19 protein-coding genes are annotated in these 23782 nt (G+C 65.7%); 14 read left to right on the top strand and 5 right to left on the bottom strand.

Annotated features, from left to right (window positions below; translation table 11 throughout):
* Positions 1 to 34: 34 nt before the first annotated feature.
* On the bottom strand, positions 35 to 1699 hold the full coding sequence (gene recN / locus OTERR_RS05475; protein WP_149425094.1) for a DNA repair protein RecN: 1665 nt from the start codon (positions 1697 to 1699) through the stop codon (positions 35 to 37).
* A 34-nt stretch (positions 1700 to 1733) separates the two neighbouring features.
* Positions 1734 to 2678, bottom strand: coding sequence for an NAD(+)/NADH kinase (locus OTERR_RS05470; protein WP_054622395.1), 945 nt, complete (start codon positions 2676 to 2678; stop codon positions 1734 to 1736).
* 112 nt (positions 2679 to 2790) lie between these two features.
* Here OTERR_RS05470 and hrcA point away from each other — a divergent pair, with 112 nt between their 5' ends.
* From hrcA to OTERR_RS05450, 4 genes are all read left to right on the top strand, one after another.
* The gene (gene hrcA / locus OTERR_RS05465) at positions 2791 to 3819 is read left to right on the top strand and encodes a heat-inducible transcriptional repressor HrcA (RefSeq protein WP_054622394.1); all 1029 of its coding nucleotides are present in this window, start codon (positions 2791 to 2793) and stop codon (positions 3817 to 3819) included.
* 120 nt (positions 3820 to 3939) lie between these two features.
* The gene (gene hemH / locus OTERR_RS05460; protein ID WP_054622393.1) at positions 3940 to 5052 is read left to right on the top strand and encodes a ferrochelatase; all 1113 of its coding nucleotides are present in this window, start codon (positions 3940 to 3942) and stop codon (positions 5050 to 5052) included.
* Between the two features lie 212 nt (positions 5053 to 5264).
* Positions 5265 to 6419, top strand: a complete 1155-nt coding sequence (locus tag OTERR_RS05455) for a VCBS repeat-containing protein (RefSeq protein WP_149425093.1) — start codon at positions 5265 to 5267, stop codon at positions 6417 to 6419.
* 113 nt (positions 6420 to 6532) lie between these two features.
* Positions 6533 to 8152, top strand: a complete 1620-nt coding sequence (locus OTERR_RS05450; RefSeq protein WP_054622391.1) for a methyl-accepting chemotaxis protein — start codon at positions 6533 to 6535, stop codon at positions 8150 to 8152.
* 218 nt (positions 8153 to 8370) lie between these two features.
* On the opposite strand, the gene OTERR_RS05445 is transcribed toward OTERR_RS05450, so the two are convergent.
* Positions 8371 to 8592, bottom strand: a complete 222-nt coding sequence (locus OTERR_RS05445; RefSeq protein ID WP_054622390.1) for a hypothetical protein — start codon at positions 8590 to 8592, stop codon at positions 8371 to 8373.
* 316 nt (positions 8593 to 8908) lie between these two features.
* Positions 8909 to 10297, bottom strand: coding sequence for a protein kinase domain-containing protein (locus OTERR_RS05440; protein WP_149425092.1), 1389 nt, complete (start codon positions 10295 to 10297; stop codon positions 8909 to 8911).
* A gap of 216 nt (positions 10298 to 10513) precedes the next feature.
* On the opposite strand from OTERR_RS05440, the gene grpE reads away from it, so the two are divergent.
* The 5 genes from grpE (at position 10514) to OTERR_RS05415 (ending at position 17150) form a co-directional block, all read left to right on the top strand.
* Entirely contained in the window at positions 10514 to 11083 is a 570-nt protein-coding gene (grpE, locus tag OTERR_RS05435) for a nucleotide exchange factor GrpE (protein ID WP_149425091.1), read from the top strand.
* A gap of 145 nt (positions 11084 to 11228) precedes the next feature.
* Positions 11229 to 13169, top strand: a complete 1941-nt coding sequence (gene dnaK / locus OTERR_RS05430) for a molecular chaperone DnaK (RefSeq protein WP_149425090.1) — start codon at positions 11229 to 11231, stop codon at positions 13167 to 13169.
* 128 nt (positions 13170 to 13297) lie between these two features.
* Entirely contained in the window at positions 13298 to 14428 is a 1131-nt protein-coding gene (gene dnaJ / locus OTERR_RS05425; RefSeq protein ID WP_054622386.1) for a molecular chaperone DnaJ, read from the top strand.
* A 234-nt stretch (positions 14429 to 14662) separates the two neighbouring features.
* Positions 14663 to 15802: an ABC transporter substrate-binding protein gene (locus OTERR_RS05420; protein WP_149425089.1), complete on the top strand. Its 1140-nt coding sequence runs from the start codon at positions 14663 to 14665 to the stop codon at positions 15800 to 15802.
* Between the two features lie 256 nt (positions 15803 to 16058).
* Positions 16059 to 17150: an ABC transporter substrate-binding protein gene (locus OTERR_RS05415; protein ID WP_187775313.1), complete on the top strand. Its 1092-nt coding sequence runs from the start codon at positions 16059 to 16061 to the stop codon at positions 17148 to 17150.
* Between the two features lie 105 nt (positions 17151 to 17255).
* On the opposite strand, the gene cysS is transcribed toward OTERR_RS05415, so the two are convergent.
* Positions 17256 to 18644, bottom strand: a complete 1389-nt coding sequence (cysS, locus tag OTERR_RS05410; RefSeq protein ID WP_149425087.1) for a cysteine--tRNA ligase — start codon at positions 18642 to 18644, stop codon at positions 17256 to 17258.
* Positions 18645 to 18868: 224 nt separating this feature from the next.
* Here cysS and OTERR_RS05405 point away from each other — a divergent pair, with 224 nt between their 5' ends.
* From OTERR_RS05405 to OTERR_RS05385, 5 genes are all read left to right on the top strand, one after another.
* Positions 18869 to 20086: a nuclear transport factor 2 family protein gene (locus OTERR_RS05405; RefSeq protein ID WP_246154345.1), complete on the top strand. Its 1218-nt coding sequence runs from the start codon at positions 18869 to 18871 to the stop codon at positions 20084 to 20086.
* Positions 20086 to 21402: a L,D-transpeptidase family protein gene (locus OTERR_RS05400; protein WP_149425086.1), complete on the top strand. Its 1317-nt coding sequence runs from the start codon at positions 20086 to 20088 to the stop codon at positions 21400 to 21402. Before OTERR_RS05405 ends, OTERR_RS05400 begins: the two co-directional genes overlap by 1 nt.
* Before the next feature lie 105 nt (positions 21403 to 21507).
* Positions 21508 to 22092 carry a peptidylprolyl isomerase gene (locus OTERR_RS05395; RefSeq protein WP_054622381.1) on the top strand — a complete coding sequence of 195 codons (585 nt, stop codon included), beginning with the start codon at positions 21508 to 21510 and terminating at the stop codon, positions 22090 to 22092.
* Between the two features lie 107 nt (positions 22093 to 22199).
* On the top strand, positions 22200 to 22691 hold the full coding sequence (locus tag OTERR_RS05390; RefSeq protein WP_054622380.1) for a peptidylprolyl isomerase: 492 nt from the start codon (positions 22200 to 22202) through the stop codon (positions 22689 to 22691).
* A 101-nt stretch (positions 22692 to 22792) separates the two neighbouring features.
* Positions 22793 to 23548, top strand: a complete 756-nt coding sequence (locus tag OTERR_RS05385) for a UDP-2,3-diacylglucosamine diphosphatase (protein WP_149425085.1) — start codon at positions 22793 to 22795, stop codon at positions 23546 to 23548.
* The last annotated feature ends 234 nt before the right edge of the window (positions 23549 to 23782 follow it).

Raw genomic sequence — 23782 nt, 5'->3', positions numbered from 1 at the left:
GGCCATCGCCCTACCCCCACCGTGAAAAACGGCCTCAGCCGGCCGCCAGCATTTCTTCGGCGTGGCGCCGGGTTGTCGCAGTGATCTCCACTCCGCCGAGCATGCGGGCGATTTCCTCGACTCGTCCCTGCTCATCCAGGGATGCCACCCGGCTGAGCACCTCGCCGCCCTTTTGCGACTTGGCCACCTGCCATTGATGGTCGGCCCGGGCCGCCACCTGGGGCAGGTGGGTGACGCACAGCACCTGCCGGTCGTGGCCGAGACGGTGCAACAGGCGCCCCACCACTTCGGCCACGCCGCCGCCGATCCCCACGTCCACCTCGTCGAAAACCAGGGTGGGCACTTTAGCCTGCCGGGTCGTCACCACCTGGATGGCCAGGCTGATGCGCGACAGTTCGCCACCGGAGGCTACTTTGGCCAGGGGCTTGGCAGTGCTGCCGGACAACCCGGCAATGCGAAATTCGACCTGTTCCAAGCCATGGGCACTGCCCCCTTCCAGGGGCACCAGCCCGATCTGGAACTTGCCACCGGACAGAGCCAGTTCCTGCATCACGGCAGACACGTCCTTGCCCAACACCTCCGCCGCCTTGGCCCGCTTCTTCGACAGGGCCTGGGCCAAGCTGCGGTAGCGGGCTTCCGCCGTCGCCACCCGGGCAGCCAGAGCCTCCAGGTCGCTGGCGTCGCCGAGCTGGGCAAGCCGCTGCCGGGCGGATTCCAGGCGGGCAGGCAGGGTTTCCGGGGTTTCCCGGTACTTACGCGCACAGGACAACACGGCATCGATACGCCGCTCGGCCTCCACCAGCCGGTCCGGGTCCAGTTCGACCCGGTCGGCGTAGCGGCGCAGCTCCGAAACTGCCTCAGCCAGCTCGGTCTGCGCGGAGCGAACCAGTTCCGCCACCGGCGCCAGGGTCGGATCGAAGGCACTCAGGTCGTCAAGCCGGGTGAGCACCCCGTCGAGCTGTTCTTCGCAAGCGCCATCGGCATCAGCCAGGGCACTCAGGGAAAAACGCGCGCCTTCGATCAGGCTGGCGGCATGGGCCAGGCGCTTGTGTTCGAGGTTGAGGCCTTCCCATTCGTCGGCGGACAAGCCCAGGGTTTCCAGTTCCTGCACTTCCCAGGACAGCCGCTCCCGCTCCTCAGCCAATTGGGCACCGTCGCGACTGGCGGCATCAAGCAATTCCCGAGCGTCCTGCCAGGCCCGCCACGCATCGCCCACGGCCCGCACCTCGTCGCGCAGCCCGGCCTGACCATCGAGCAAGGCCCGCTGGGCATCGCCGCGCAGCAGCGACTGGTGGGCGTGCTGACCGTGGATATCCACCAGGCCTTCGGCCACGGCCTTCAGTTGCTGCAGGGTGGCGGGGCTACCGTTGATGTAGGCGCGAGACCGGCCGCCGGCTTCCAGCACACGGCGCAGCAGCAACTCGTCGTCGCCGTCGGCGCTGGCCAGATCCTGCTCCGCCAGCCACTGGCGGATTTCCGGCAGGGCGGCGATCTCAAAGGCGGCGGTGACTTCGGCCCGGGCGGCACCGGCACGCACCAGGCCGCTATCGGCCCGCTCGCCGAGGACAAAGGCCAGCGCATCCACCAGGATCGACTTGCCCGCCCCGGTTTCCCCGGTGAAGGCGCCGAATCCCTGGGCAAACTCGAGTTCGAGGCGGTCGACGATGACGAAATCGCGAATGGTCAGGCGCAGCAGCATGATGGGCGCGAAGGTCTCAAAAGAAGGGAAAGAATCAGGTGCCCTTGGGCTTTTCGCTCCACTGCAGCTTTTGCCGCAGCATGGCGAAATAGCTGTAGCCCGGGGGGTGCAGGAAACAGACGCTGTGTTCGGAGCGGAACAGGCGGACGCTGTCGTAGCGGCACAAGGTCTGGGTCACCTGGCCGTCGAAGTGCACCCGGGAATCGTCGGCCGAGAGGATGCGGATTTCGATGGCGGCCGAATCCGGAATGGTGATTGGCCGGTTGGTCAGGGCGTGGGGGCAGAGGGGTACCAGGGCGATACCGCCCAGGGTCGGATGCAGGATCGGCCCGTTGGCCGACAGCGAGTAGGCGGTGGAGCCGGTCGGGGTGGACACGATCAGGCCGTCGGCGCGCAGGCTGTAAATGAACTCGCCGTCGATGAACAACTCGAATTCGATAAGGCGGGAGATGGCTCCCTTGTCCACCACTACGTCGTTGAGGGCCACATTGGCGGATACGACCTCGCCGCCGCGGATCACCTCGCTCCCGAGCAGCAGGCGGTTTTCCGGGGTAAAGCGGCCTTCGAGCAGATCGTCCAGGCACGACAGCATGTCGGAACGAGCGATGTCGGTCATGAAGCCCAGGCGGCCCTGATTGACCCCCACCAGCGGCACCTTGTAGCGGGCCAGTTTGCGGGCGGCGTTGAGCATGGTGCCGTCGCCGCCGACGACGATGGCCACGTTGGCCCGATCGCCGATCACCGAGAAATCCACGGCCTCGAAGGCGGCCAGGCCGCCCAGGGTGTGATGGGTCGCCAGGCCGTGGCCGCTGGCGGCACCGAAGCCGGCGATGTTGTCGGCAGTATCGGCTTCCACCAGAACCCTGACGCCCCGGTCGCTCAAGGCCTGAGCCAGGGCCAGCAAGGTGTCGGCCACCTCGGGACTGTGGTACTTGCCGATGAGGGCGACGGTGCGGGGAGTGCTGAACGACTGTGGCATGGCAAAATTAAACCACAAAACATCGCCGCCGCCGGACTCGCCCCACCTGACGGCCCCCGGTTTTAGTACGCGGCATTATTGTTGGCTCCCTTTTCGGTAACATTAGCAGGCCATGCTCGACGAACGCGCCCGCATCCTACTCAAGACCCTGGTCGAACGGTACATCGCCGAAGGCGAGCCCATCGGCTCCCGCGCCCTGTCCCGGTATTCCGGCCTCGACCTCTCCCCCGCCACGGTCCGCAACGTGATGGCCGACCTGGAGGAGGCCGGCTTCGTTGCCAGCCCCCATACCTCCGCCGGCCGGGTACCGACGCCGCGGGGCTACCGGCTGTTCGTCGATTCCCTGCTCACCGTGCAACCCCTGGAAAAGGGCCAGATCGCCGCCCTGGAGCACCAGCTCGACCCGGGCCAGCCCCAACAATTGCTCTCTTCGGCCTCGCGCATCCTGTCCGACCTGTCCCATTTTGCCGGAGTGGTGGTGGCACCGCGCCGCCAGGCGCCGCGCATCAAGCAGATCGAGTTCCTCAGCCTGTCGGAAAAACGCATTCTGCTGATCCTCGTCACCTCGGACGGCGAGGTGCAGAACCGCATCCTGTTCACCGAGACGGCCTATTCGCCCTCGGAACTGGTCACCGCCGCCAACTACTTCAACCAGCACTGCGCCGGCCTGGATTTCGATCAGGTACGCGGCCGCCTCGACGCCGAACTGCGCGAACTCAAGTCCGACCTGCAGCGGCTGATGAGCGCGGTGCTGGCCGTCGGCGACCAGACCCTGGGCGAAAGCAGCGAACGCTACGTGATCTCCGGCGAGCGCAACCTGCTCGACGTGGACGACCTCTCGTCCAACGTGCGCCGCCTGCGCGAGCTGTTCGACCTGTTCGAGCACAAGACCGGCCTGGTACGCCTGCTCGACCTGTCGAACAAGGCCGATGGGGTGCAGATCTACATCGGCAACGAATCGGGCATCGCCCCCCTGGACGAGTGCAGCGTAGTCACCGCGCCCTACGAGGCCAACGGCCAGGTGATCGGCTCGGTGGGGGTGATCGGCCCGACCCGCATGGCCTACGAGCGGGTCATCCCGATCGTGGACATCACCGCCCGGCTGCTCTCTTCCGCCCTCACCTACCAGGCCACCGCCTGACCCTGCCGGCACCGGCCGGCAGCGCCTGCGCCGGTTGCCCAGAACCGCTCTGCAATCCCGCTTCTCGGCGCCACCGCTGAGACCAGTTTCCCTAGAACCAGAATCCGCCACAGGACCGCCATGCCCCGCTTCCAGCCCGAGCCCCCGTTCAAGCACGGTACCCCGCCCCAAACCGCCGTAGTGCTGGTCAACCTCGGTTCCCCCGACTCCCCCACCCCCGAAGCGGTGCGCCGCTACCTCAAGGAATTCCTCTCCGACCCCCGGGTGGTGGAAATCCCCAAGGCAGTGTGGTGGCCGATCCTCAACGGCATCATTCTCAACACCCGGCCCAAGCAGTCCGCCGCCAAGTACGCCACCATCTGGACCCCGGAAGGCTCGCCCCTCAAGGTGCACACCGAGCGCCAGGCCAAGCTGCTGAAAGGCCTGCTCGGCGAGCGCGGCCACCGGGTCACGGTCACCTGGGCGATGCGCTATGGCAGCCCGGCCCTGCCCGAGGTACTCGACCGGCTCAAAGCCGAGAACCACACCCGCATCCTGCTGCTGCCCGCCTACCCCCAGTATTCGGCCAGCACCACCGCCACCGTGCTCGACCAGGCCGGCCAGTGGCTCGCCGGCCTGCGCAACCAGCCCGAGCTGCGCAGCCAGCGCAGCTTTGCCGACGATCCCGGTTACATCGCCGCCCTGGCCGCCAGCGTGCGCGAGCACTGGCAGGCCCACGGCAAGCCCGCCGAGAACGACCCGTCCTACCGGCTGGTAATGAGCTTTCACGGCGTGCCCAAGCGCACCCTGGATCTGGGCGACCCCTACCACTGCGAATGCCACAAGACCGCCCGGCTGCTCGCCCGGGCCCTAGGGCTGCCCGAACAGCAGGTGCTCACCACCTTCCAGTCCCGCTTCGGCAAGGCCGAGTGGCTGCAGCCCTACACCGCACCGACCCTGACCAAGCTGCCCCAGGACGGGGTGACCCGGGTGGACGTGCTCTGCCCGGGCTTCGTCGCCGACTGCCTGGAAACCCTGGAGGAGATCGCCCAGGAGGTGAAGGCCGACTTCCTCAATGCCGGCGGCCAGGTCTTCCACTACCTGCCCTGCCTCAACGAGCGCCCCGACTGGATCGCCGCCCTGGCCGACCTGGCCGAGCGCCAGTTGGCCGGCTGGCCAACCAAAGCGCCCCGGGACGACCAGGGCCTGGCCGAGTCCGTGGCCCGGGCGCGGTTGCTCGGCGCCCGGGAGTAATGGGGCCAGGTGTCGGCCCAGTTTAGGGCCAAGCATCGGGCCAACCCCTAGAAGGGGCGGGCATCTTCACGATACCTGCCCGGAGCGCGAGGACTGGCGCGGACTTCCAGGCACATGCCGTGAAGACCCGCGCCAATCCTAGGTCTTGGCCCAGGTTAAGCTTTCGTCATCTTGGCCGTTAACGCATGGGTAACCGCGCCCGGAGCCCACCCATGCACATCACCCAGTCCATCCTGGAGCAACGCTCCAGCCACGCCGCCCAATCCCAGCGGGAGGTCAGCGAAAGCCTGCGCGCCTGGGTTGGCGACCGCCGCCCCGATTTCGAAGGCCAGAGCGCCCCGACCAACCAGACCGGCGCGGCCGGTGCAATCAATTCGGGCAACGGCGCCTCGGGCGTGCCGGACGCGCTGCGCCCCCTGGTGGAACTTTCCCAGGCGGCCCTGGCGGCCCAGCAAAACGACAGCGCCAATGCAGCCAACCAGAATCCCGTGGGCCAGGCCGTCGCCGCCAGCGACCCGAACGGCGACAACGGCCTGGACCCGCGCATGAAGCTGCTCAAAGCCGTGATCGAAATGCTCACGGGCCAGACCATTCAACTCTTCAACGCCCGCGACATCAGCGCCCCGGCCGCGACGGACGTGTCTGCCCCACCCGATCCGAACGGCAACGCCCAGGCCGGCAATGCCGCCGCGCAACGGGCCGGTTTCGGCGTCGAGTACGACTACAAGGAAACGGTACGGGAGAGCGAGACCACCACCTTCGCCGCCAACGGCGTGGTGCGCACCGCCGACGGCCGGGAAATCAACTTCCAGGCATCCCTGACCATGAGCCGCCAGTTCGAGGCCACCTACAGCGAACGCCTGCGCCTGGGTGACGCCAAGATGCGGGACCCGCTGGTGCTCAACTTCAACGGTAACGCCGCCCAGTTGTCGGACCTGAAGGTCGCCTTCGACCTGAATGGCGATGGACAGAAGGAAAGCCTGCCCTTTGTCGCCAGCGGCAGCGCTTTTCTCGCCTTCGACCGCAACGGCGACGGTCAGGTGAACGACGGCCGCGAGCTATTCGGTCCGACCAGCGGCAACGGTTTTGCCGAACTGGCCGCCCTCGATGCGGACGGCAACGGCTGGATCGACGAGGCCGACCCAGCCTTCCCCCACCTCGGTACCTGGACCCTCGGCGCCAACGGCCCGGTGTTCAAATCCCTTGCCGACCAAGGCATCGGCGCTCTTTCCACCACCGGCCAGGCCACCCCTTTCGACCTCAAGGACAGCGCCAACCGGCTCCAGGCGCAGATCCGCGCCACCGGCGTGTTTTTGCACGAGTCGGGAGCGGCTGGCACAATCCAACAGATAGACGTGGCTGCCTGAAGCAAATCGGGCGACACGCCCCTGCCGGCGGCGGGCTCGAACACCCGCCCCAGGCCTACTAAAAACAAGGCCACCCGTTCGCGGGCCATGGCCATTGGGAGGTAACGGGTCTCATGAAGCGTATCGCCGACTGGAGCATCTGGGTTCGTCTGACCGCCGCGATCTGGCTGGTGCTGGTGGCCGCCTGGAGCGGCATGATCGTCTGGGAAACCGCAGTCACCCGCGATACCGCCGTCAATCAAGCGGAAAGCTTCGCCAAGAGCATCCACGAGATGACCATGGCCGGCCTCACCGGCATGATGATCACCGGCACCGTGGGGCAGCGCGAGGTGTTCCTCGACCAGATCAAGCAGCTGTCGATCATCAAGGACCTGCACGTGGTGCGCGGCGAAGCCGTCTCCAAGGTGTTCGGTCCGGACACCAAATCCACCCGCCCCCTCGACGATGTGGAAAAACAGGTGATGGGCAGCGGCAAGCCCTTCGTCGCCGTAGGCGACGACGGCGACGGCCGCTACCTGCGCGTGGTGAACCCGACCCTGGCCTCCACCAACTACCTGGGCAAGAACTGCATCATGTGCCACCAGGTGCCGGAAGGCACCGTGCTCGGCGTGGTCAGCATGAAGGTCTCGCTGTCCGACGTCGATGCCGCGGTCAACAGCTTCGGTGTCAAGATCGCCGCCACCGCCGTGGCGGTGGTGATCGGCCTGCTGCTGGTGATCTACCTGTTCACCCGCCACTTCGTCACCGAGCCGATCGGCCAGCTGACCCGCGGCCTACGCGACATCGCCGAGGGCGACGGCGACCTGACCCGGCGCCTGCCGGTCAAGGGCAAAGACGAAATCGGCGAGGCCGCCGGCGTCTTCAACCAGCTGATGGAAAACTTCGCCAATCTGGTGCGCCAGGTCAGCACCGCCGCCGGCCAGGTGTCGGGCAAGGCCCACGACCTGTCCCAGTCCGCCGGCCGGGTAGCGGCCAGCTCCCACCGGCAGAACGAGCAGTCGGTCCAGGCCGCCAGCGCGGTCGAGCAACTGGTGGAAAGCATCGTCTCGATCTCGGATAGCGCCAGCCACGTCCAGCAGCAATCCCAGGAGAGTCTGGCCCGGGCCGACGAAGGCAATCGCAGCCTGAACCAGCTGCTCGGCGAGATGAAGGGTGTCGAACACAATGTGCGTACCATGGCCGACACGGTCACCGAATTCGTGCGCAGTACCGACGCCATCACCCGCATGACCCAGGAGGTCAAGGACATCGCCGAGCAGACCAACCTGCTGGCCCTCAACGCCGCCATCGAGGCTGCCCGGGCCGGCGAGGCCGGCCGCGGCTTCGCCGTGGTCGCCGACGAAGTGCGCAAGCTGGCCGAGAAGTCGTCCCGTTCCGCCAGCGAAATCGATTCGATCACCGACAGCCTGTCGGCCCAGTCGGTCCAGGTGCGCACCGCCATCGAATCGGGCCTGACCAACCTGGCTGCCAGCCAGCATTCGGTGGAAGGGGTGGCCAACATCCTGCAGGCCACCAACGGCTCGGTTACCGAAGTCGGCCACGGCCTGGACACCATCGCCGCCGCCACCGAGCAGCAGCGCCGGGTGAGCGGCGACGTGGCCGAAAATATCGCCGCCATCGCCGCCATGGCCCAGGAGAACAATGGCGCCGTGGAAGAAACCGCCCAGGCCGCCCAGGCCCTGGAAGCCCTGGCCGATTCGCTGCAGGGCGCGGTGGGCCGCTTCCGCACCTGATCGATAGCCGGAGTGGTAACGACAAAGGGCACCTGCGGGTGCCCTTTGTTTTGGTCCGGCCCATGCGGAGACAGAACGCCCACCGCGCATCGCGTCCTCGACCCTACCCCACGGCGTAACGCCCGGTCAGCAGAGGTGGCCGCGAGTTGCGCGAGCCGGCGGCAATCAGCATCGGCACCGTCCCCGAGCCTCCTGGTACCTATCCCTTCGCCAGCCGATTAGCCCTCGCCAAGCAGCGCGCGTAACCGCGGCACCAGGAACAGGTTCAAGGCCAGCACGATGATGGCGGTACTCACCCCGGTACGAACCACCAGATTCAAGGGCAGCGTCTGTTCCGCCAGATCGAGCAGCAGGCTGAGCAGCAGCGCGAGCAGGAATACGGCCAGCCAAACGATGGTGAGAAAGACCAGTTTGCCGTTACGGCGGATAAGCACTTGCATGACGGATCACCTTCACGGCATTGAGACGGCCATGCCCAGCCCGGCATAGCGCCGCCGCGCGGCAGGCAGCGGCTCCGGAAGCCTAACGCCATTAGTTGTCTGGCATGTTACAAGCGCACCCGGCACCGTCTGCAAACGTAGGCCGGGCAGGACATGCGGGCGTTGGCCGGTGGCACAACAACAACGCCAACAGCCCCCCTGTGGTCGGCCAGGAGTTGTGGCATCAGCCCTGTGCCCGACAAGGTAAGCATGCGCCGGCACTCCCGGCCGGCCGGGCCATCCGTGCCTCGAACCCTCGCGCAACCTGCCCCAACCGTCAGTCGAGCAGGGCCAGCCCCCCCGGGGCGGCCTTGGGCGCGGGCGCGCTGCCCCGCACCGCGACCGCCCCGAGCTTGGCCAGGGACTTGTTGGCCTGGCGCAGGCGGGTAATCAGGATGCCGGTGATGGCCCGGTGAAAGCGCTCCTGCAATTCATCGGAGGACAGGGCCATGGCAGCGGCGCTGATTTCCAGAAAAACGGTTGGCGCCAGGGTAACCACCGTGGCACTGCGCGGCCCCTGCTCCGGGTCCAGGTAGGCCATCTCCCCGACCACCTCGCCACTTTCCAGGCGGGCCAGGCTGCGCCCCTGGTAAGAAACTTCGACCTGGCCGGAGACGATCACGCCGAACACCTTGTCCAGGGTCAGTTCGCGGATCAGGGCGACTTTTTCTGGCACCTCCTGCCAGGTGGAAATGCGCAGGATCTCCCACAATTCCACGTCCTCGAAGCGGCGGAAGAACGGCAGGCCACGCAGGGTCATGAAGCGCTTGCGGTCCCGTTCCGCCACATCGTCCTCGTCGTCGAGGATCTGGTAGCGCACCGAGGACAGATCCTTGGCGAAATCGGCGCCACTGCGATAACGGTTGTAGAGGTCCTTTTCCAGGGCCTTTTTGAGGATCGGGTCCATCCCCGCCGGGATCGCCGGGTTGAGAGCGCACACGGCGGGGGGCTCCATGTTCACGATCTTATAGACCAGGGAGGCCGGGTTGTCGGCACGGAACGGCAGGCGCCCGGTGAGCAACTGGAAGAGCAGCACGCCCAGGGAATACAGGTCGGTCTTATGATTGAGCGGATAGCCCTTGACCTGCTCCGGCGACATGTAGGCCGGGGAGCCGACCCCCATGACGAAGGTCGAATCCCGGTCCTTGTCCTTCTGCAGATTGAGGGCCAGGCCGAAGTCGGTGATTTTCGGGTTGCCCTCCTTGTCGATGAGGATGTTGGCCGGCTTGATGTCCCGATGCACCACCCCCTGGCGGGCGGCATGATCGAGGGCCAGGCAGCACTTGAAGATGATGCCCACCACCTTGTGGAAGGGCAGCAGCCGGTCGATGTGGATGTACTGGTCGAGGGCCGTGCCATCGACGAATTCCATCACCAGGTAAGCGCGGGGTTCCTTGCCGGTGCTCTCCACCACCGCGTCGTAGATCTTGACGATGTTGGGATGGTCGAGGCGCTGGCCGACTCCATGCTCGGTATTGAACAGCTTGAGCAGCCGGCGCGACAGGGCGGCGCCACCGGCACCGCCGAAGCGCACGTACTTGATCGCCACTTCGCGGCCGCTGTCCGGGTCCCGGGCCAGATAGACAGTGGCCGTGGCCCCCTTGCCCAGTTCGCGGAGCACCTCGTAGCGACCGATGTTCTTTGGCTGATTGGCTGCGCCTGCCACGGTAGTTGCGCCTCTTGTCGTGGCGGGTGCGGCCCCGCCCACTGGAATCTTGACCACCCGCCGCTCCGGGGCGAGAAACGCCTGGATGCGAATGCGGGCTCGGGAGCAAGCATGCTAGCAGAAGCACGCTCTTTTTTTCCTGGCGGGGCTTGAAATGCGGCAAAGGCACCCCAACTGGAAGAAATTGTTCATCTAGTCGTCTGGAGACCCCGAACCATGTCCGAGACTCCCCTGCCCCAGGATCCGCACCAGGCGGACACCTCCGCAGCCCCTGCCCCGGAAGCCACTATCGACGCGCCTCTCGGCGATGCCGTCTCTCAAGACCCGGCTGCCCTTGCCGCCCGCGTTGCCGAACTGGAAGCCGAACTGGCCGCCAAGCACGATGCCTGGTTGCGCGCCGTGGCCGAGGCCGACAACATCCGCCGCCGCTCTGCCGAGGAAGTGCTCAAGGCCGGCAAGTTCGCCGTGGAGAAGTTCTCCCTCGACCTGGTGGCCGTCAAGGACAGCCTGGAAGCGGCCATTGCCGCCAACACCGCCAACGCCAGTCTGGAAAACCTCACCTCCGGCGTCGAACTGACCCTCAAGCAACTGGCCAGCGCTTTCGACAAGGCCGGGGTGGCCGAGGTGAATCCAGCCGGCGAGAAGTTCGACCCGCATCGCCACCAGGCCGTGGGCATGGTGCCCGCCGACCAGGAGCCGAACACCGTGGTGACCGTGCTGCAAAAGGGCTACGTGCTCAACGACCGGGTGCTGCGCCCGGCCATGGTCACCGTGGCCCAGGGCTGAACGGCCCGCCAAGAATTGCCGTTGCGGGGGCTTGAAATCCTGCCGCCGGCCCCTATCTAAGAATCAGAAATCGTATTGACCGCGTGCGTGTAACACCAGGGCCCACGCCCCGCCTACACCGCGCCCCTCATTGAAAGGAACCAACATGGGCAAGATCATCGGTATCGACCTGGGTACCACCAACTCCTGCGTCGCCATCATGGAAGGCGGCACCCCCAAGGTCATCGAGAACTCCGAAGGCGCGCGCACCACCCCCTCCATCGTCGCCTACACCGAGGAAGGCGAGATTCTGTGCGGTGATCCGGCCAAGCGCCAGGCCGTCACCAACCCCAAGAACACCCTGTTCGCCGTCAAGCGCCTGATCGGCCGCCGCTTCGAAGAAAAAGAAGTGCAGAAGGACATCAACCTGATGCCCTACAAGATCATGAAGGCCGACAACGGCGACGCCTGGGTCGAAGTGCGCGACCAGAAGCTGGCCCCGCCGCAGATTTCCGCCGAAGTGCTGCGCAAGATGAAGAAGACCGCCGAGGACTACCTGGGAGAAGAAGTGACCGAGGCCGTCATCACCGTGCCCGCCTACTTCAACGACAGCCAGCGCCAGGCCACCAAGGACGCCGGCCGCATCGCCGGCCTGGAAGTCAAGCGCATCATCAACGAGCCCACCGCGGCCGCCCTGGCCTACGGCATGGACAAGGCCGGCGGCAAGGACTCCAAGATCGCCGTGTATGACCTGGGCGGCGGCACCTTCGACATCTCCATCATCGAGATCGCCGACATCGACGGCGAAATGCAGTTCGAAGTGCTGGCCACCAACGGCGACACTTTCCTGGGCGGCGAAGACTTCGACCAGCGCCTGATCGACTACATCGTCGGCGAGTTCAAGAAGGAACAGGGCGTGGACCTGTCCAAGGACGTGCTCGCCCTGCAGCGCCTCAAGTCCGCCGCGGAAAAGGCCAAGAAGGAACTGTCCTCCTCCCAGCAGACCGAGATCAACGAGCCGTTCATCGCCTTCGACCCGGCCACCGGCCCGAAGCACCTGACCATGAAGCTTACCCGGGCCAAGCTGGAATCCCTGGTGGACGATCTGGTCGAGCGCACCATCGAGCCCTGCCGCGTCGCCCTCAAGGACGCCGGCCTCAAGGTTAGCGACATCCACGACGTGATCCTGGTGGGCGGCATGACCCGCATGCCCAAGGTCCAGGACAAGGTGAAGGAATTCTTCGGTCAGGAACCGCGCCGTGACGTGAACCCGGACGAGGCCGTGGCCGTGGGCGCCGCCATCCAGGGCGGTGTGCTGAAAGGCGACGTCAAGGACGTGCTGCTGCTCGACGTGACCCCCTTGTCCCTGGGTATCGAAACCCTGGGCAGCGTCATGACCAAGCTGATCCAGAAGAACACCACCATCCCGACCAAGGCCAGCCAAGTGTTCTCCACCGCCGACGACAACCAGGGCGCCGTGACCATCCACGTGCTGCAGGGCGAGCGCGAAATGGCCGCCGGCAACAAGAGCCTGGGCCAGTTCAACCTGGAAGGCATCCCCCCGGCGCCCCGCGGCACGCCGCAGATCGAGGTGACCTTCGACATCGATGCCAACGGCATCCTGCACGTGTCCGCCAAGGACAAGGCCACCGGCAAGGAGAACAAGATCACCATCAAGGCCAACTCGGGTCTGTCCGAGGAGGAAATCCAGCGCATGGTGAAGGACGCCGAGGCCCACGCCGAGGAAGACAAGAAGGCCCATGAGCTGGCGGATGCCCGCAACCAGGCCGACTCCATGGTGCACATGGTGAAGAAGTCCCTCACCGAGTACGGCGACAAGCTCGACGCCAGCGAGAAGGAAGCCATCGAGAAGGCCATCGGCGAAGTCGAGGGCGCAATCAAGGGTGGCGACCAGGCCGAAATCGAAGCCAAGACCCAGGCCCTGGCAGCAGCCTCCCAGAAACTGGGCGAAAAGATGTACGCCCAGCAGCAGGGTGAAGCGGGTGCCGCAGGTGCAGCCGGTGCTCAGCCCGGCGCCCAGCAGGAAAAGACGGTCGAAGGCGACGTGGTGGACGCCGAGTACACCGAGGTGAAGGACAAGAAGTAACCTCGATCCGCTGAGATCAGGAGGGTGAGGCGCGAGGGGCATTCCCTCCCCCTCACCCTTCGCCGTTACTTTCAGTCCCGTTCCCCGGCTCTCTTTATTGCCGCTTACCTCTGACTGCTCAGACCGCCATGTCCAAACGCGATTTTTACGAGATCCTCGGCGTCAACCGCGATGCGTCCGACGACGAGATCAAGAAGGCCTACCGCAAGCTGGCCATGAAGCACCATCCGGACCGCAACCCGGACGATAAATCGGCGGAAGAAAAATTCAAGGAGGCCAAGGAGGCCTACGAAATCCTCTCCGACGCGCAAAAGCGTGCCGCCTACGACCAGTATGGCCACGCCGGGGTCGATCCCCAGGCCGGCATGGGCGGCGGCGGAGCCGGCTTCGGCGGCTTCGGCGATGCCTTCGGCGGCATCTTCGACGAGATCTTTGGCGGTGGCCGAGGCGGCGGCGGTGGCCGTTCCAACATCTACCGCGGCGCCGACCTGCGCTACAACCTGGAAATCTCCCTGGAGCAGGCCGCCCACGGCACCGAAACCAAGATCCGCATCCCCACCATGGAGGAATGCGACACCTGCCACGGCTCCGGCGCCAAGAAGGGCACCCAGCCCCAGACCTGCCCCACCTGCCAGGGCAGCGGCCAGGTGCGTCTGCAGCAGGGCTTCTTCTCCATCCAGCAGACCTGCCCGAAGTGCCACGGCACCGGCCGCTACATCGCCGATCCGTGCAACGACTGCCACGGCGCCGGTCGGGTGAAGAAGCACAAGACCCTGGCGGTGAAAATCCCCGCCGGCGTGGACGAGGGCGACCGTATCCGCCTCTCCGGCGAGGGCGAGCACGGCGTCAACGGTGGCCCCCCGGGGGATCTGTACGTGCAGATCCACCTCAAGGCCCACCCGGTGTTCCAGCGCGACCATGACGACCTGCATTGCGAAATGCCGATCTCGTTCACCACCGCGGCCTTGGGCGGCGAAATCGAGATCCCCACCCTGGACGGGGCGGCCAAGATCAAGATCCCCGCCGAGACCCAGACCGGCAAGGTGTTCCGCCTGCGCGGTAAGGGCATCAAGGGGGTGCGTAGCCACGCTCACGGCGACCTGATGTGCCATGTGGTGGTGGAAACCCCGGTGAACCTGACCGACAAGCAGAAGGAACTGCTCAAGGAGTTCGAAGGGACCATGGGCGAAGGTGGCGACAAACACAATCCACGTACCAAGTCGTGGATGGACAAGGTCAAGGCTTTCTTCAGCGAGTAAGTCCGCCCCCAAGCCCTACCCTACTGCAGCATCTGAAAACCGGCCCTCGCGGCCGGTTTTTCTTTTATCCCCAGCGCCCGCAGCGCTGCGTCTTCGATGGCCGGAGGCACCGTCCCTCGAATCCGGCGCCGGCGGCCGCCCGACCGCGCCCCCGCCCTTGTAAGCTCCGCGTCAGGTGCGACGCCCATTCTGCCCGCTTCCATTAGCGGTCAATTACACTCGGGAGACAACCTCATGAAATGGCTTCGCACGGCGGCATCACTCGTCGGCTGTCTGTTCGCCACCCTGGCCGGCACCGCCGCGGTGGCGGAAACCGGGGTCACCGATACCTCGATCCTGCTTGGCATGTCCTCGCCCTTTTCCGGCCCGAACGGCGCCTACGGTCAGGAGATGCGCGAAACCATCTCAGCCTATTTCGACCAGGTGAACAAGGCGGGCGGCGTCGGTGGCCGCAAGCTCGAACTGGTGGCCCTGGACGATGGCTACGAAACCGACCGGGCGGTGGCCAATACCCGCGCCCTGATCGACGACAAGAAGGTCTTCGCCTTGCTCGGCTTCTACGGCTCGTCGCCGACCACCGCCGCCATGGAGGTGTTTTCCGCCGCCAAGGTGCCCCTGATCGGCACCATCTCCGGCGCCGACTCCCTGCGCACCCCGGTGAATCGCTACATGTTCAACGTGCGAGCCAGCTACGCCCAGGAAACCGAGGCCATCGTCACCCAACTGGTCTCCCTGGGCCTGACCAACATCGCCGTGTTCTACCAGAACGACGGTTTCGGCAAGTCCGGACTGGACGGGGTGATCGCCGCCTTGAAGAAGCACAAGCTGACCCCGTCGGCGGTGGGCACGGTGGAGCGCAACTCGGTGGACGTAAGCAAGGCTGTCCAGGCCATTTCCAAGGTCGGCGCCCAGGCCGTGGTGATGGTGACCCTGTACAAGCCCACCGCCGAATTCGTCCGGCAGATGCGCAAGATCGACCAGAACCCCCAGTTCATGACCCTCTCGCCGGTAGGGGCCGATCTGCTGGTGCAAGAACTGGGCAACGACGCCCGGGGCATCGGCATTTCCCAGGTGATGCCCTATCCGTGGAACGAAGCCACCCCGGTGGTGCGCGAGTACCAGCGCCTGATGGGCAAACAACAGGCCAAGTATTCCTATTACGGCATCGAGGCCTACATCACCGCCAAGCTGCTGGTGGAAACACTGCGCAAGCAAGGCAAGGATCTGACCCGGGAAAAGCTGGTGACCACCCTGGAAAGCCTGGGCAACTACGATCTGGGCGGCTATCGGGTCGGGTTTTCCCCCAACGACCACGGCGGCTCGCGCTATGTGGACCTGACCGTGATCGGCAGTGGTGGCCGGGTGTTGCGCTAACCCCCACACGCCTCCTGAAACCGCCGCACCCTGGTGCGGCGGTTTTTTTTCGCCGCCCGGTTTCGCCAAGTATTTAACCAAAATTCCTCAATACAAAATAAATTCTATATTTAAGAATTTTAAGTAAACTAGCTAGGGCCCACCCCGGCCGTTTCCGGCCGGGAGAAGAATAGTCAGAGGAGGAAACATGTCGTTATTTGCCCAAAATTCTCACCCCCCCGGCTTTTTCCAGCGGGTCGGTCTGGCCGTACTGCTGATGTCCACGCTGTTGCCACTGCATGCTGCGGCAGAACCGGGTGTCGGCACCGACACCGTCGTCATCGGTCAATCGGTAGTGCTGTCCGGCCCCATGGAGGAAAACGGCATCCAGTACACGAGGGGCATCCGGCTCTACCTGGACCAGGTCAATGGCAAAGGGGGTGTGAACGGACGGCGCATCCAACTGGTCACCCTGGACGATGCCTACGACCCGAAACGGGCCGAGGAGAACACCCGCAAGCTGCTGCAGGAGCACCAGGCCTTCGCCCTGTTCGGTTATGCCGGTACCGGCTCGACCCTGGCCGCCCTGCCCCTGGCGGAAAAGGCCGGCAGCCCCTTCCTCGCCCCCTATAGCGGCGCTGACGTCCTGCGCAGCAAGCCAAGCCCGGTGCTGTTTCACCTGCGCCCCAGCTACGGCAACGAAATGAACAAGATCGTCGAGCATCTGGTCACCCTGGGCATCCAGCGTATTGCCCTCGCCTACCAGAACGACAACTTCGGCAAGGCCGGACAGAAGAGCTTCGAAGACGCCATGGCCCGCTTCAAGCTCAAACCCACGGCCGTGGCGGCGATCGACCCGATCAATCTCGACGCCCGGGCCACGGTGGCCGCGCTGCGCCTGACCGATCCGGCCGCAGTGGTGCTGGCCACAGCAGGCCAGGGGACCGTGGCGGTGGTGCGCGAATACCAGAAGGCTGGTAATCCGCCCCAATTCTTTGGCCTGTCGGTGGCGAGCGCCGCCCTGCTGCGCCGTGAGCTGGGCGGCAACGCCGCCGGCATCGTCATCGCCCAGGTGGTGCCCTCACCCTGGAGCCGGGGCAGCGGCGTAGTTCGCCAGTACCGGGACGCCCTGGGTAATGGCGAACCCCACCACGCCTCCCTGGAGGGCTACATCGCCGCCCGGGTGCTGGTCGAAGGCCTGCGCCGCAGCGGCAAGGACCTGACCCGCGGCAAGTTCATCGCGGCCCTGGAGAACCTGCGCCAATTCGACCTGGGCGATTACACCATCGACTTCCGCCCCGGCCAGCACAGCGGCTCAGCCTTCATCGACCTGTCGATCCTGCGCGGCGACGGCCAGTTCATTCAGTAATCGCCCCCCCGGACAACACGACCGGCCCATCATCGGTCAACGAAACGGCCCCGCAGTGTCAGTGCCACTGCGGGGCCGTTGTCGTTACTGTCGTCTGGCGATGCGTCAGGCGCGGCGCCAGGTAGTCCCCCCGGGGCCGTCTTCAAGCAGCACGCCGGCCGCCTTCAGTTCGTCGCGGATGCGGTCGGACTCGGCAAAGTTCTTCGCTTTCTTCGCCTCGGCCCGGGCCTGGATGAGGGCCTCGATGCGCTCGGCGGCGTAGCCTTCCTCGGCCACCGGGCCGCCTTGCAGGAATTCCAGCGGATCGCGCTGCAGCAGGCCGAGCACGGCGCCCAAACCCTTCAGCTGGCGTGCGGTTTCGGGGGACCGAGTCTTGTTCAGCTCGTTGGCCAGGTCGAACAGCACGGCCATGGCCTCGGCGGTGCCGAAGTCATCATCCAGGGACGCCTTGAAACGCTGGGCGTGGGCCTCGTTCCAATCCACCCCGCCGGCGGCCGCCTCCACCCCACGCAGGGCGGTGTACAGCCGGGTCAGGGCGCCCCGGGCATCGTCCAGGTGGGCGTCGGAGTAATTGAGCGGGCTGCGGTAGTGGGCGCGCAGGATGAAGAAGCGCACCACTTCCGGGTCGTACTGCTCCAGCACCTGGCGGATGGTGAAGAAGTTGCCCAGGGACTTGGACATCTTCTCGTCGTCCACCCGCACAAAGCCGTTGTGGATCCAGTAATTGACGAAGCCGTGGCCGTGGGCGCCCTCGCTCTGGGCGATCTCGTTCTCGTGGTGGGGGAACTGCAGGTCCTGGCCGCCGCCGTGGATGTCGATGTGGGTACCGAGCAGGGACGAGCTCATCGCCGAACACTCGATGTGCCAGCCAGGACGGCCCTCGCCCCAGGGGGAGGCCCACTTCACCTCGGCCGGTTCCTCGGCCTTGGCGTGCTTCCACAACACGAAGTCGAGGGGATCGTGCTTGCCGCTGTCGGCCTGCACCTCGACCCGTTCGCCGGCGCGCAGATCGTCCAGGGACTTGCCGGACAGCTTGCCGTAGCCGGGGAACTTGCGCACTGCGTAGTTCACGTCGCCGCCGCTGGCCTGGTAGGCCAGCCCCTTTTCTTCCAGAGTGCCGATCATCGACAGCATCTGAGGCACGAACTGGGTGGCGCGGGGTTCGTGGTCGGGACGCTCCACCCCCAGGGCATCGGCGTCCTCGTGCATGTAGGCGATGAAGCGGTCGGTGAGCTGGCGGATGGTCTCGCCGTTCTCCACCGCCCGCTTGATGATCTTGTCGTCGATATCGGTGATGTTGCGCACGTAGGTCACGTCGTAGCCCGACGCGCGCAGCCAGCGCCGCACCATGTCGAACACCACCAGCACCCGGGCGTGGCCCAGGTGGCAGTAGTCATAGACGGTCATGCCACAGACGTACATCCTCACCTTGCCGGGTTCGATGGGGTGAAATTCCTGCTTTTCCCGGACGAGGGAGTTGTAGATTTTCAGCATGGACGGACCTTAAAAAGCCAGGTGTGGCAAAAAAACGGCAGCGGCGGAAGAAAGCCGGCAATACACGGGAACCCGGGGCGGCTCCCCGCTGTCCCGGGGCGCCCTCGGCAATCGTTTTCTTGGTAAAATCGGCGGGATTTTTTTGAGCGTTCGCCCCAGCGTGGCCGAACGTCTGCCGACTGCGGCACCCATTCAACGAGAAACCCGCCGAGTATAGCACAACGATGCGCCTCCATCCCTCGCAAACCCGTGCCACTACTGGCCTTCAGCGCTTTTCCCCGCTCCGTATCTCAGCCTCCCTGCGCCCGGTTCTGTCGACCCTGGCCATCGCCGCTTCCCTCTGCGTCGCCATGCCCCAGGCTTGGGCAAACGGGCCGACCGGTGCGGATTCGCTGCCGGATATCCAGCGCCTGATCAAGCAGGGGCAGTATTCCCAAGCCCTGGAACGGGTCGATGCCTACATCGCCACCCGCCCCAAGGATGCCCAGGGCCGTTTCACTAAGGGCCTGATCCTGACCGAGATGAACCGCCCGGCCGACGCCATCGTCGTCTTCCAGCGCCTCACCGAGGATTACCCGGAGTTGCCCGAGCCCTACAACAACCTGGCGGTGCTGTACGCCCAGCAGAAGCAGTACGACAAGGCCCGCACCGCCCTGGAAATGGCGATCCGCACCCACCCGGCCTACGCCACCGCCCACGAGAACCTGGGTGACGTCTATTCCAAACTGGCCAGCCAGGCCTACGACAAGGCCCTGCAGCTGGATTCGTCCAATGCCGGCGCCCAGACCAAGCTGTCCCTGATCCGCGAACTGATCAGCACCTCGGGTCGCCCGGGCAGTCGTCCCGCCCCGGCGGCAGCCCCTGCCGCTACCGCCGCCCCGGCCGTTTCGGCCACCACCGGCGCCGCACCGACGGTAAATGCCCGCGCCCCTGAACCGGCCAAGCCCGCCGTGGCGCCTGCCCCGGTCGCTACGGCTCCGGTCGCGCCGCCCCCGAAGGTGCTGGAAAAGCCGGCAGAGAAGGCGGAAAAAGTGGAAAAGCCGGTTGAAGCCAAGCCGGCCAAGGCCGAAGAGAAGAAGGCCGACGAACCCAAGGCCGGCGGCGACGAAGCCGCCGTGACCAAGGCCGTGCAAGCCTGGGCAAGCGCCTGGAGCCGCAAGGACGTGAAGGGCTACCTGGCCGCCTACGCCAGCGACTTCCAGGTGCCGAACGGGCAAAAACGCAAGGACTGGGAAGCCGAGCGCGCCAGCCGCATCAACAAACCCGGCCAGATCCAGGTCGGTGTCGACGACATCAAAGTGTCCTTCCAGGGCGACAAGGCCACCGTGCGCTTCCGCCAGAACTACAAGTCGGCCACCCTCAAGTCCTCCGCCGCCAAGGTTCTGGTCCTGACCAAGAGCGGCAGCCGCTGGTTGATCCAACAGGAGCGCGTAGGTAGCTAATGTCCTCCCCAGCTGTACGTCCTGCACGTCGTTTCACGCCTCACCCCTTGGCGGTGCCCCTCGTCGGCGCCGCCCTGCTCGCTGCCCAACTGCTGTCCGCCAGCGTCGATGCCGCCCCGTCCCACCGCGCCGACAAGCCGGCGGCCCCTGCCGCCACGAAAGCAGCCTCCGCTGCCGAGGCCGTGCCGAGCGATTCGCCCAGCTATTCGGATTCCGGCCCCGAGCCCCTGCTCAACCGCATCTTCGCCGCCATCGAGCAGCGCAAGCTGGATGCGGCGCTGGAGCAGACCGATGTGCTGCTCAAGCAATACCCCAATTTCCGCCTCGGCCACCTGATCAAGGGTGACCTGCTGCTCGCCCGGACCCGGCCGATCAACGCCTTCGGCGCTGCCAGCAACGCTCCGCCGGACAAGGTGGCCGACCTGCGCGCCGAGGCCATCGCCCGGCTCAAGGCCTACCGGCAAAAGCCCAACGCCGACGTGGTGCCGCGCTACCTGCTGCAATTGCAGTCGGATCAGCGCTACGCCATCGTCGTCGATACCCAGAAGTCGCGCCTCTACCTGTACGAGAACGACGCCAAGTCGGGCCGTCCCCACTTCGTCGCCGACTACTACATCACCCAGGGCAAGCTCGGCGCCGAGAAGAGCAAGGAAGGCGACAAGAAGACCCCGATCGGCGTCTATCACGTCACCTCGTCCCTGGAGCCGCGCAAGATCGGCGATTTCTACGGCAGCGGCGCCTTCCCGATCAACTACCCGAACGAGTGGGACAAGCGCAACGGCAAAAGCGGCCACGGCATCTGGCTGCACGGCACGCCGTCCGACACCTTCTCCCGCCCGCCCAAGGCTTCCGACGGCTGCGTGGTGCTGGCCAACACCGACCTCAACCAGTTGGCCAAGAACCTGCAGATCGGCCTGACGCCGGTGATCATCAGCCCCTCGGTGGAATGGACCTCCATCGACGACTGGGCCAAGGAACGCTCCGAACTCAACCGCACCATGGACTCCTGGCGCAACGACTGGGAAAGCCGCGACACCGAGCGTTTCCTGCGCCACTACTCGCGCCGCTTCCAGGGCGATGGCCAGAGCTACGCTGCCTTCGCCCAGCAAAAGCGCCAGGTCAACGAGAGCAAGGAGTGGATCAAGGTCGGCATTTCCAACGTTTCCATGTTCCGCAACCCGGGCAAGGACGAGATGGTGGTGGTGACCTTTGCCCAGGACTACCGCAGCAACAACGTGAACCAGACCTCGCGCAAGCGCCAGTACTGGATCCGCGAGGACGGGGCCTGGAAGATCATCTACGAAGGGGCTGCCTGAACCATCGGCAGCCACTCCCCTAGCCAAACCCCGCGCCCTGCCTTGATCTCCAGGCAGGGCCCCGCAAACCCCGCATCCCGCCTTACTCTCCGGAGGTAGTCCCTGATGAAGCGCATCCTGCTTGGCGTTGCCGCCACCCTGGTTTCCGTGGCCGCCCTCGCCGCCAATCCCTTCGTCGAAATTCAGACCAACCAGGGCAAGATCGTCGCCGAGTTGTACGCCGACAAGGCGCCCAAATCGACGGCCAACTTCCTCCAGTACGCCAACGACGGTTTCTACAACGGCACCGTCTTCCACCGCGTCATCGACGGCTTCATGATCCAGGGCGGCGGCTTCACCCCGGAAATGAGCCAGAAACCGACCCGGGCACCGATCGAGAACGAGGCCAAGAACGGCCTGAAGAACACCGTCGGCACCCTGGCCATGGCCCGCACCAATGACCCCCATTCGGCCACCGCCCAGTTCTTCATCAACCTGGTGGACAATGCTCCCCTCAACTACCCGAGCCGCGACGGCTGGGGCTACGCTGTATTCGGCAAGGTGACCCAGGGCCTGGACGTGGTGCAGAAGATCGCCAAGGTGCAGACCGGCAACAAGGGCTACTTCCAGGACGTGCCGCTGCAGCCGGTGGTGATCCAGTCGGTCAAGGTGCTGCCGGCCCCGGCCGATGCTCCGCCGGCCAAGAAGTAACCCCCCACCGAACACACAACCAAACACACAACAATTCCAACCCCACTCGGGGCGACGCCCCCACGGCCGCCACCGGCCAGGGCCCGCCCCACCCCGAAAGGACCACCATGATCAAGCTGCACACCAATTTCGGCGTCATCGGCATCGAACTCGACGCGGAAAAGGCCCCCGAATCCGCCAAGAACTTCATCGCCTACGTGGAATCCGGTCACTACGACAACACCATCTTCCACCGCGTCATCAACGGCTTCATGATCCAGGGCGGCGGTTTCGAGCCGGGCATGAAGCAGAAGCCGACCCAGGCCCCGATCCAGAACGAAGCCCAGAACGGCCTGAAGAACGACAAGTACACCCTGGCCATGGCCCGCACCAGCGATCCCCATTCCGCCACCGCCCAGTTCTTCATCAACGTTGCCGACAACGACTTCCTCAACCACACCGCCCCCAACGCCAACGGCTGGGGCTACGCCGTGTTCGGCAAGGTGGTCGAAGGCACCGACGTGGTGGATCAGATCAAGGGCGTCAAGACCGGCCGCTCCGGCTTCCACCAGGACGTGCCGGTGGAAGACGTGGTGATCACCAAGGCCGAAGTGGTCTAAGCCCCGGCTTCACCGCAAGACGCGACGCTCCCGCCCCGAGGCACTCGGCCGGGAGCGTTTTTCCATCCAGACCCCAACTACCCGATCCCGCATCCGCCGCCATGCTCCACTTCATCTCCGACCTGCACCTCTCCCCCGCCACCCCCGGCCTGGTCCGCCTCTTCGGCGACTACCTGAACGGCCCGGCGCGGCAGGCCGAGCGCCTGTTCATCCTGGGCGACTTCTTCGAAGCCTGGGTCGGCGACGACGGCGGCATGGACCCGGTCAGCCGCCAGGTGAAAGCCTGGCTGCGCGCGGCCAGCGACGCCGGCCTGGCCATCGCTTTCCTCCACGGCAACCGGGACTTCCTGGTGGGCGAGGTCTTCGCCGCGGAAACCGGGGTGACCCTGCTGCCCGACCCCTACGTGCTGTCCACCCCGGAATGGCAGTTCGTGCTCACCCACGGCGACGCCCTGTGCACCGACGACCTGCCCTACCAGGCCTTCCGCGCCCAGGTGCGCAACCCGCAATGGCAAGCCGCCTTCCTGGCCAAGCCCTTGCAGGAGCGCATCGCCATCGCCATGGGGCTGCGCGCCCAGAGCGAGGCCGGCAAGGCGGAAAAGGCCGGCACCAGCGCCGAATACCTGATGGACGTGAATCCGGGCGCCACCGACGACTTCATCCGCAGCCACGGCTACGCCACGGTGATCCACGGCCATACCCATCGCCCCGCCACCCACGACCACATCGTGGACGGCATCCACACCCAACGCTGGGTGCTGGCCGACTGGCACGAGGCCGACGGCACGGCCCGGGGCGAGTACCTGACCTGGGACGGCGAAGCCCTGGCCCGCCACCCGCTGCAGCAGACCGTTTGAGGTGGCACGGGCAGCGCGCCGGACGACCGCCCAGCCAGCACTCCCTGACCCGGGCTTGACCGCAGCGACGGCGGCCCGTACAGTTAGCTCCGCAACCCACAAAGGGGAGTAGCTGTACCGCCGAAGTCGTCAATACGGCATCTGACCCGTCAGATGCCCGGCCCGGCGGGCGAGTCGCGACAAGTAACTGGTAACACCAGTCCAACCTTGCCCCGGCCCTTCGCAAGCGAGACC

The organism is Oryzomicrobium terrae, from assembly GCF_008274805.1.
In the GTDB taxonomy this organism is placed as follows: domain Bacteria; phylum Pseudomonadota; class Gammaproteobacteria; order Burkholderiales; family Rhodocyclaceae; genus Oryzomicrobium; species Oryzomicrobium terrae.
This window is presented reverse-complemented; position numbering and strand designations above follow the sequence as displayed.

Bases quoted from the DNA above. Each gene is read 5' to 3' on its own strand.
- recN (WP_149425094.1), bottom strand. From the start codon at position 1,699: ATGCTGCTGCGCCTGACCATTCGCGATTTCGTCATCGTCGACCGCCTC.
- OTERR_RS05470 (WP_054622395.1), bottom strand. From the start codon at position 2,678: ATGCCACAGTCGTTCAGCACTCCCCGCACCGTCGCCCTCATCGGCAAG.
- hrcA (WP_054622394.1), top strand. From the start codon at position 2,791: ATGCTCGACGAACGCGCCCGCATCCTACTCAAGACCCTGGTCGAACGG.
- hemH (WP_054622393.1), top strand. From the start codon at position 3,940: ATGCCCCGCTTCCAGCCCGAGCCCCCGTTCAAGCACGGTACCCCGCCC.
- OTERR_RS05455 (WP_149425093.1), top strand. From the start codon at position 5,265: ATGCACATCACCCAGTCCATCCTGGAGCAACGCTCCAGCCACGCCGCC.
- OTERR_RS05450 (WP_054622391.1), top strand. From the start codon at position 6,533: ATGAAGCGTATCGCCGACTGGAGCATCTGGGTTCGTCTGACCGCCGCG.
- OTERR_RS05445 (WP_054622390.1), bottom strand. From the start codon at position 8,592: ATGCAAGTGCTTATCCGCCGTAACGGCAAACTGGTCTTTCTCACCATC.
- grpE (WP_149425091.1), top strand. From the start codon at position 10,514: ATGTCCGAGACTCCCCTGCCCCAGGATCCGCACCAGGCGGACACCTCC.
- dnaK (WP_149425090.1), top strand. From the start codon at position 11,229: ATGGGCAAGATCATCGGTATCGACCTGGGTACCACCAACTCCTGCGTC.
- dnaJ (WP_054622386.1), top strand. From the start codon at position 13,298: ATGTCCAAACGCGATTTTTACGAGATCCTCGGCGTCAACCGCGATGCG.
- OTERR_RS05420 (WP_149425089.1), top strand. From the start codon at position 14,663: ATGAAATGGCTTCGCACGGCGGCATCACTCGTCGGCTGTCTGTTCGCC.
- OTERR_RS05415 (WP_187775313.1), top strand. From the start codon at position 16,059: ATGTCCACGCTGTTGCCACTGCATGCTGCGGCAGAACCGGGTGTCGGC.
- cysS (WP_149425087.1), bottom strand. From the start codon at position 18,644: ATGCTGAAAATCTACAACTCCCTCGTCCGGGAAAAGCAGGAATTTCAC.
- OTERR_RS05405 (WP_246154345.1), top strand. From the start codon at position 18,869: ATGCGCCTCCATCCCTCGCAAACCCGTGCCACTACTGGCCTTCAGCGC.
- OTERR_RS05400 (WP_149425086.1), top strand. From the start codon at position 20,086: ATGTCCTCCCCAGCTGTACGTCCTGCACGTCGTTTCACGCCTCACCCC.
- OTERR_RS05395 (WP_054622381.1), top strand. From the start codon at position 21,508: ATGAAGCGCATCCTGCTTGGCGTTGCCGCCACCCTGGTTTCCGTGGCC.
- OTERR_RS05390 (WP_054622380.1), top strand. From the start codon at position 22,200: ATGATCAAGCTGCACACCAATTTCGGCGTCATCGGCATCGAACTCGAC.
- OTERR_RS05385 (WP_149425085.1), top strand. From the start codon at position 22,793: ATGCTCCACTTCATCTCCGACCTGCACCTCTCCCCCGCCACCCCCGGC.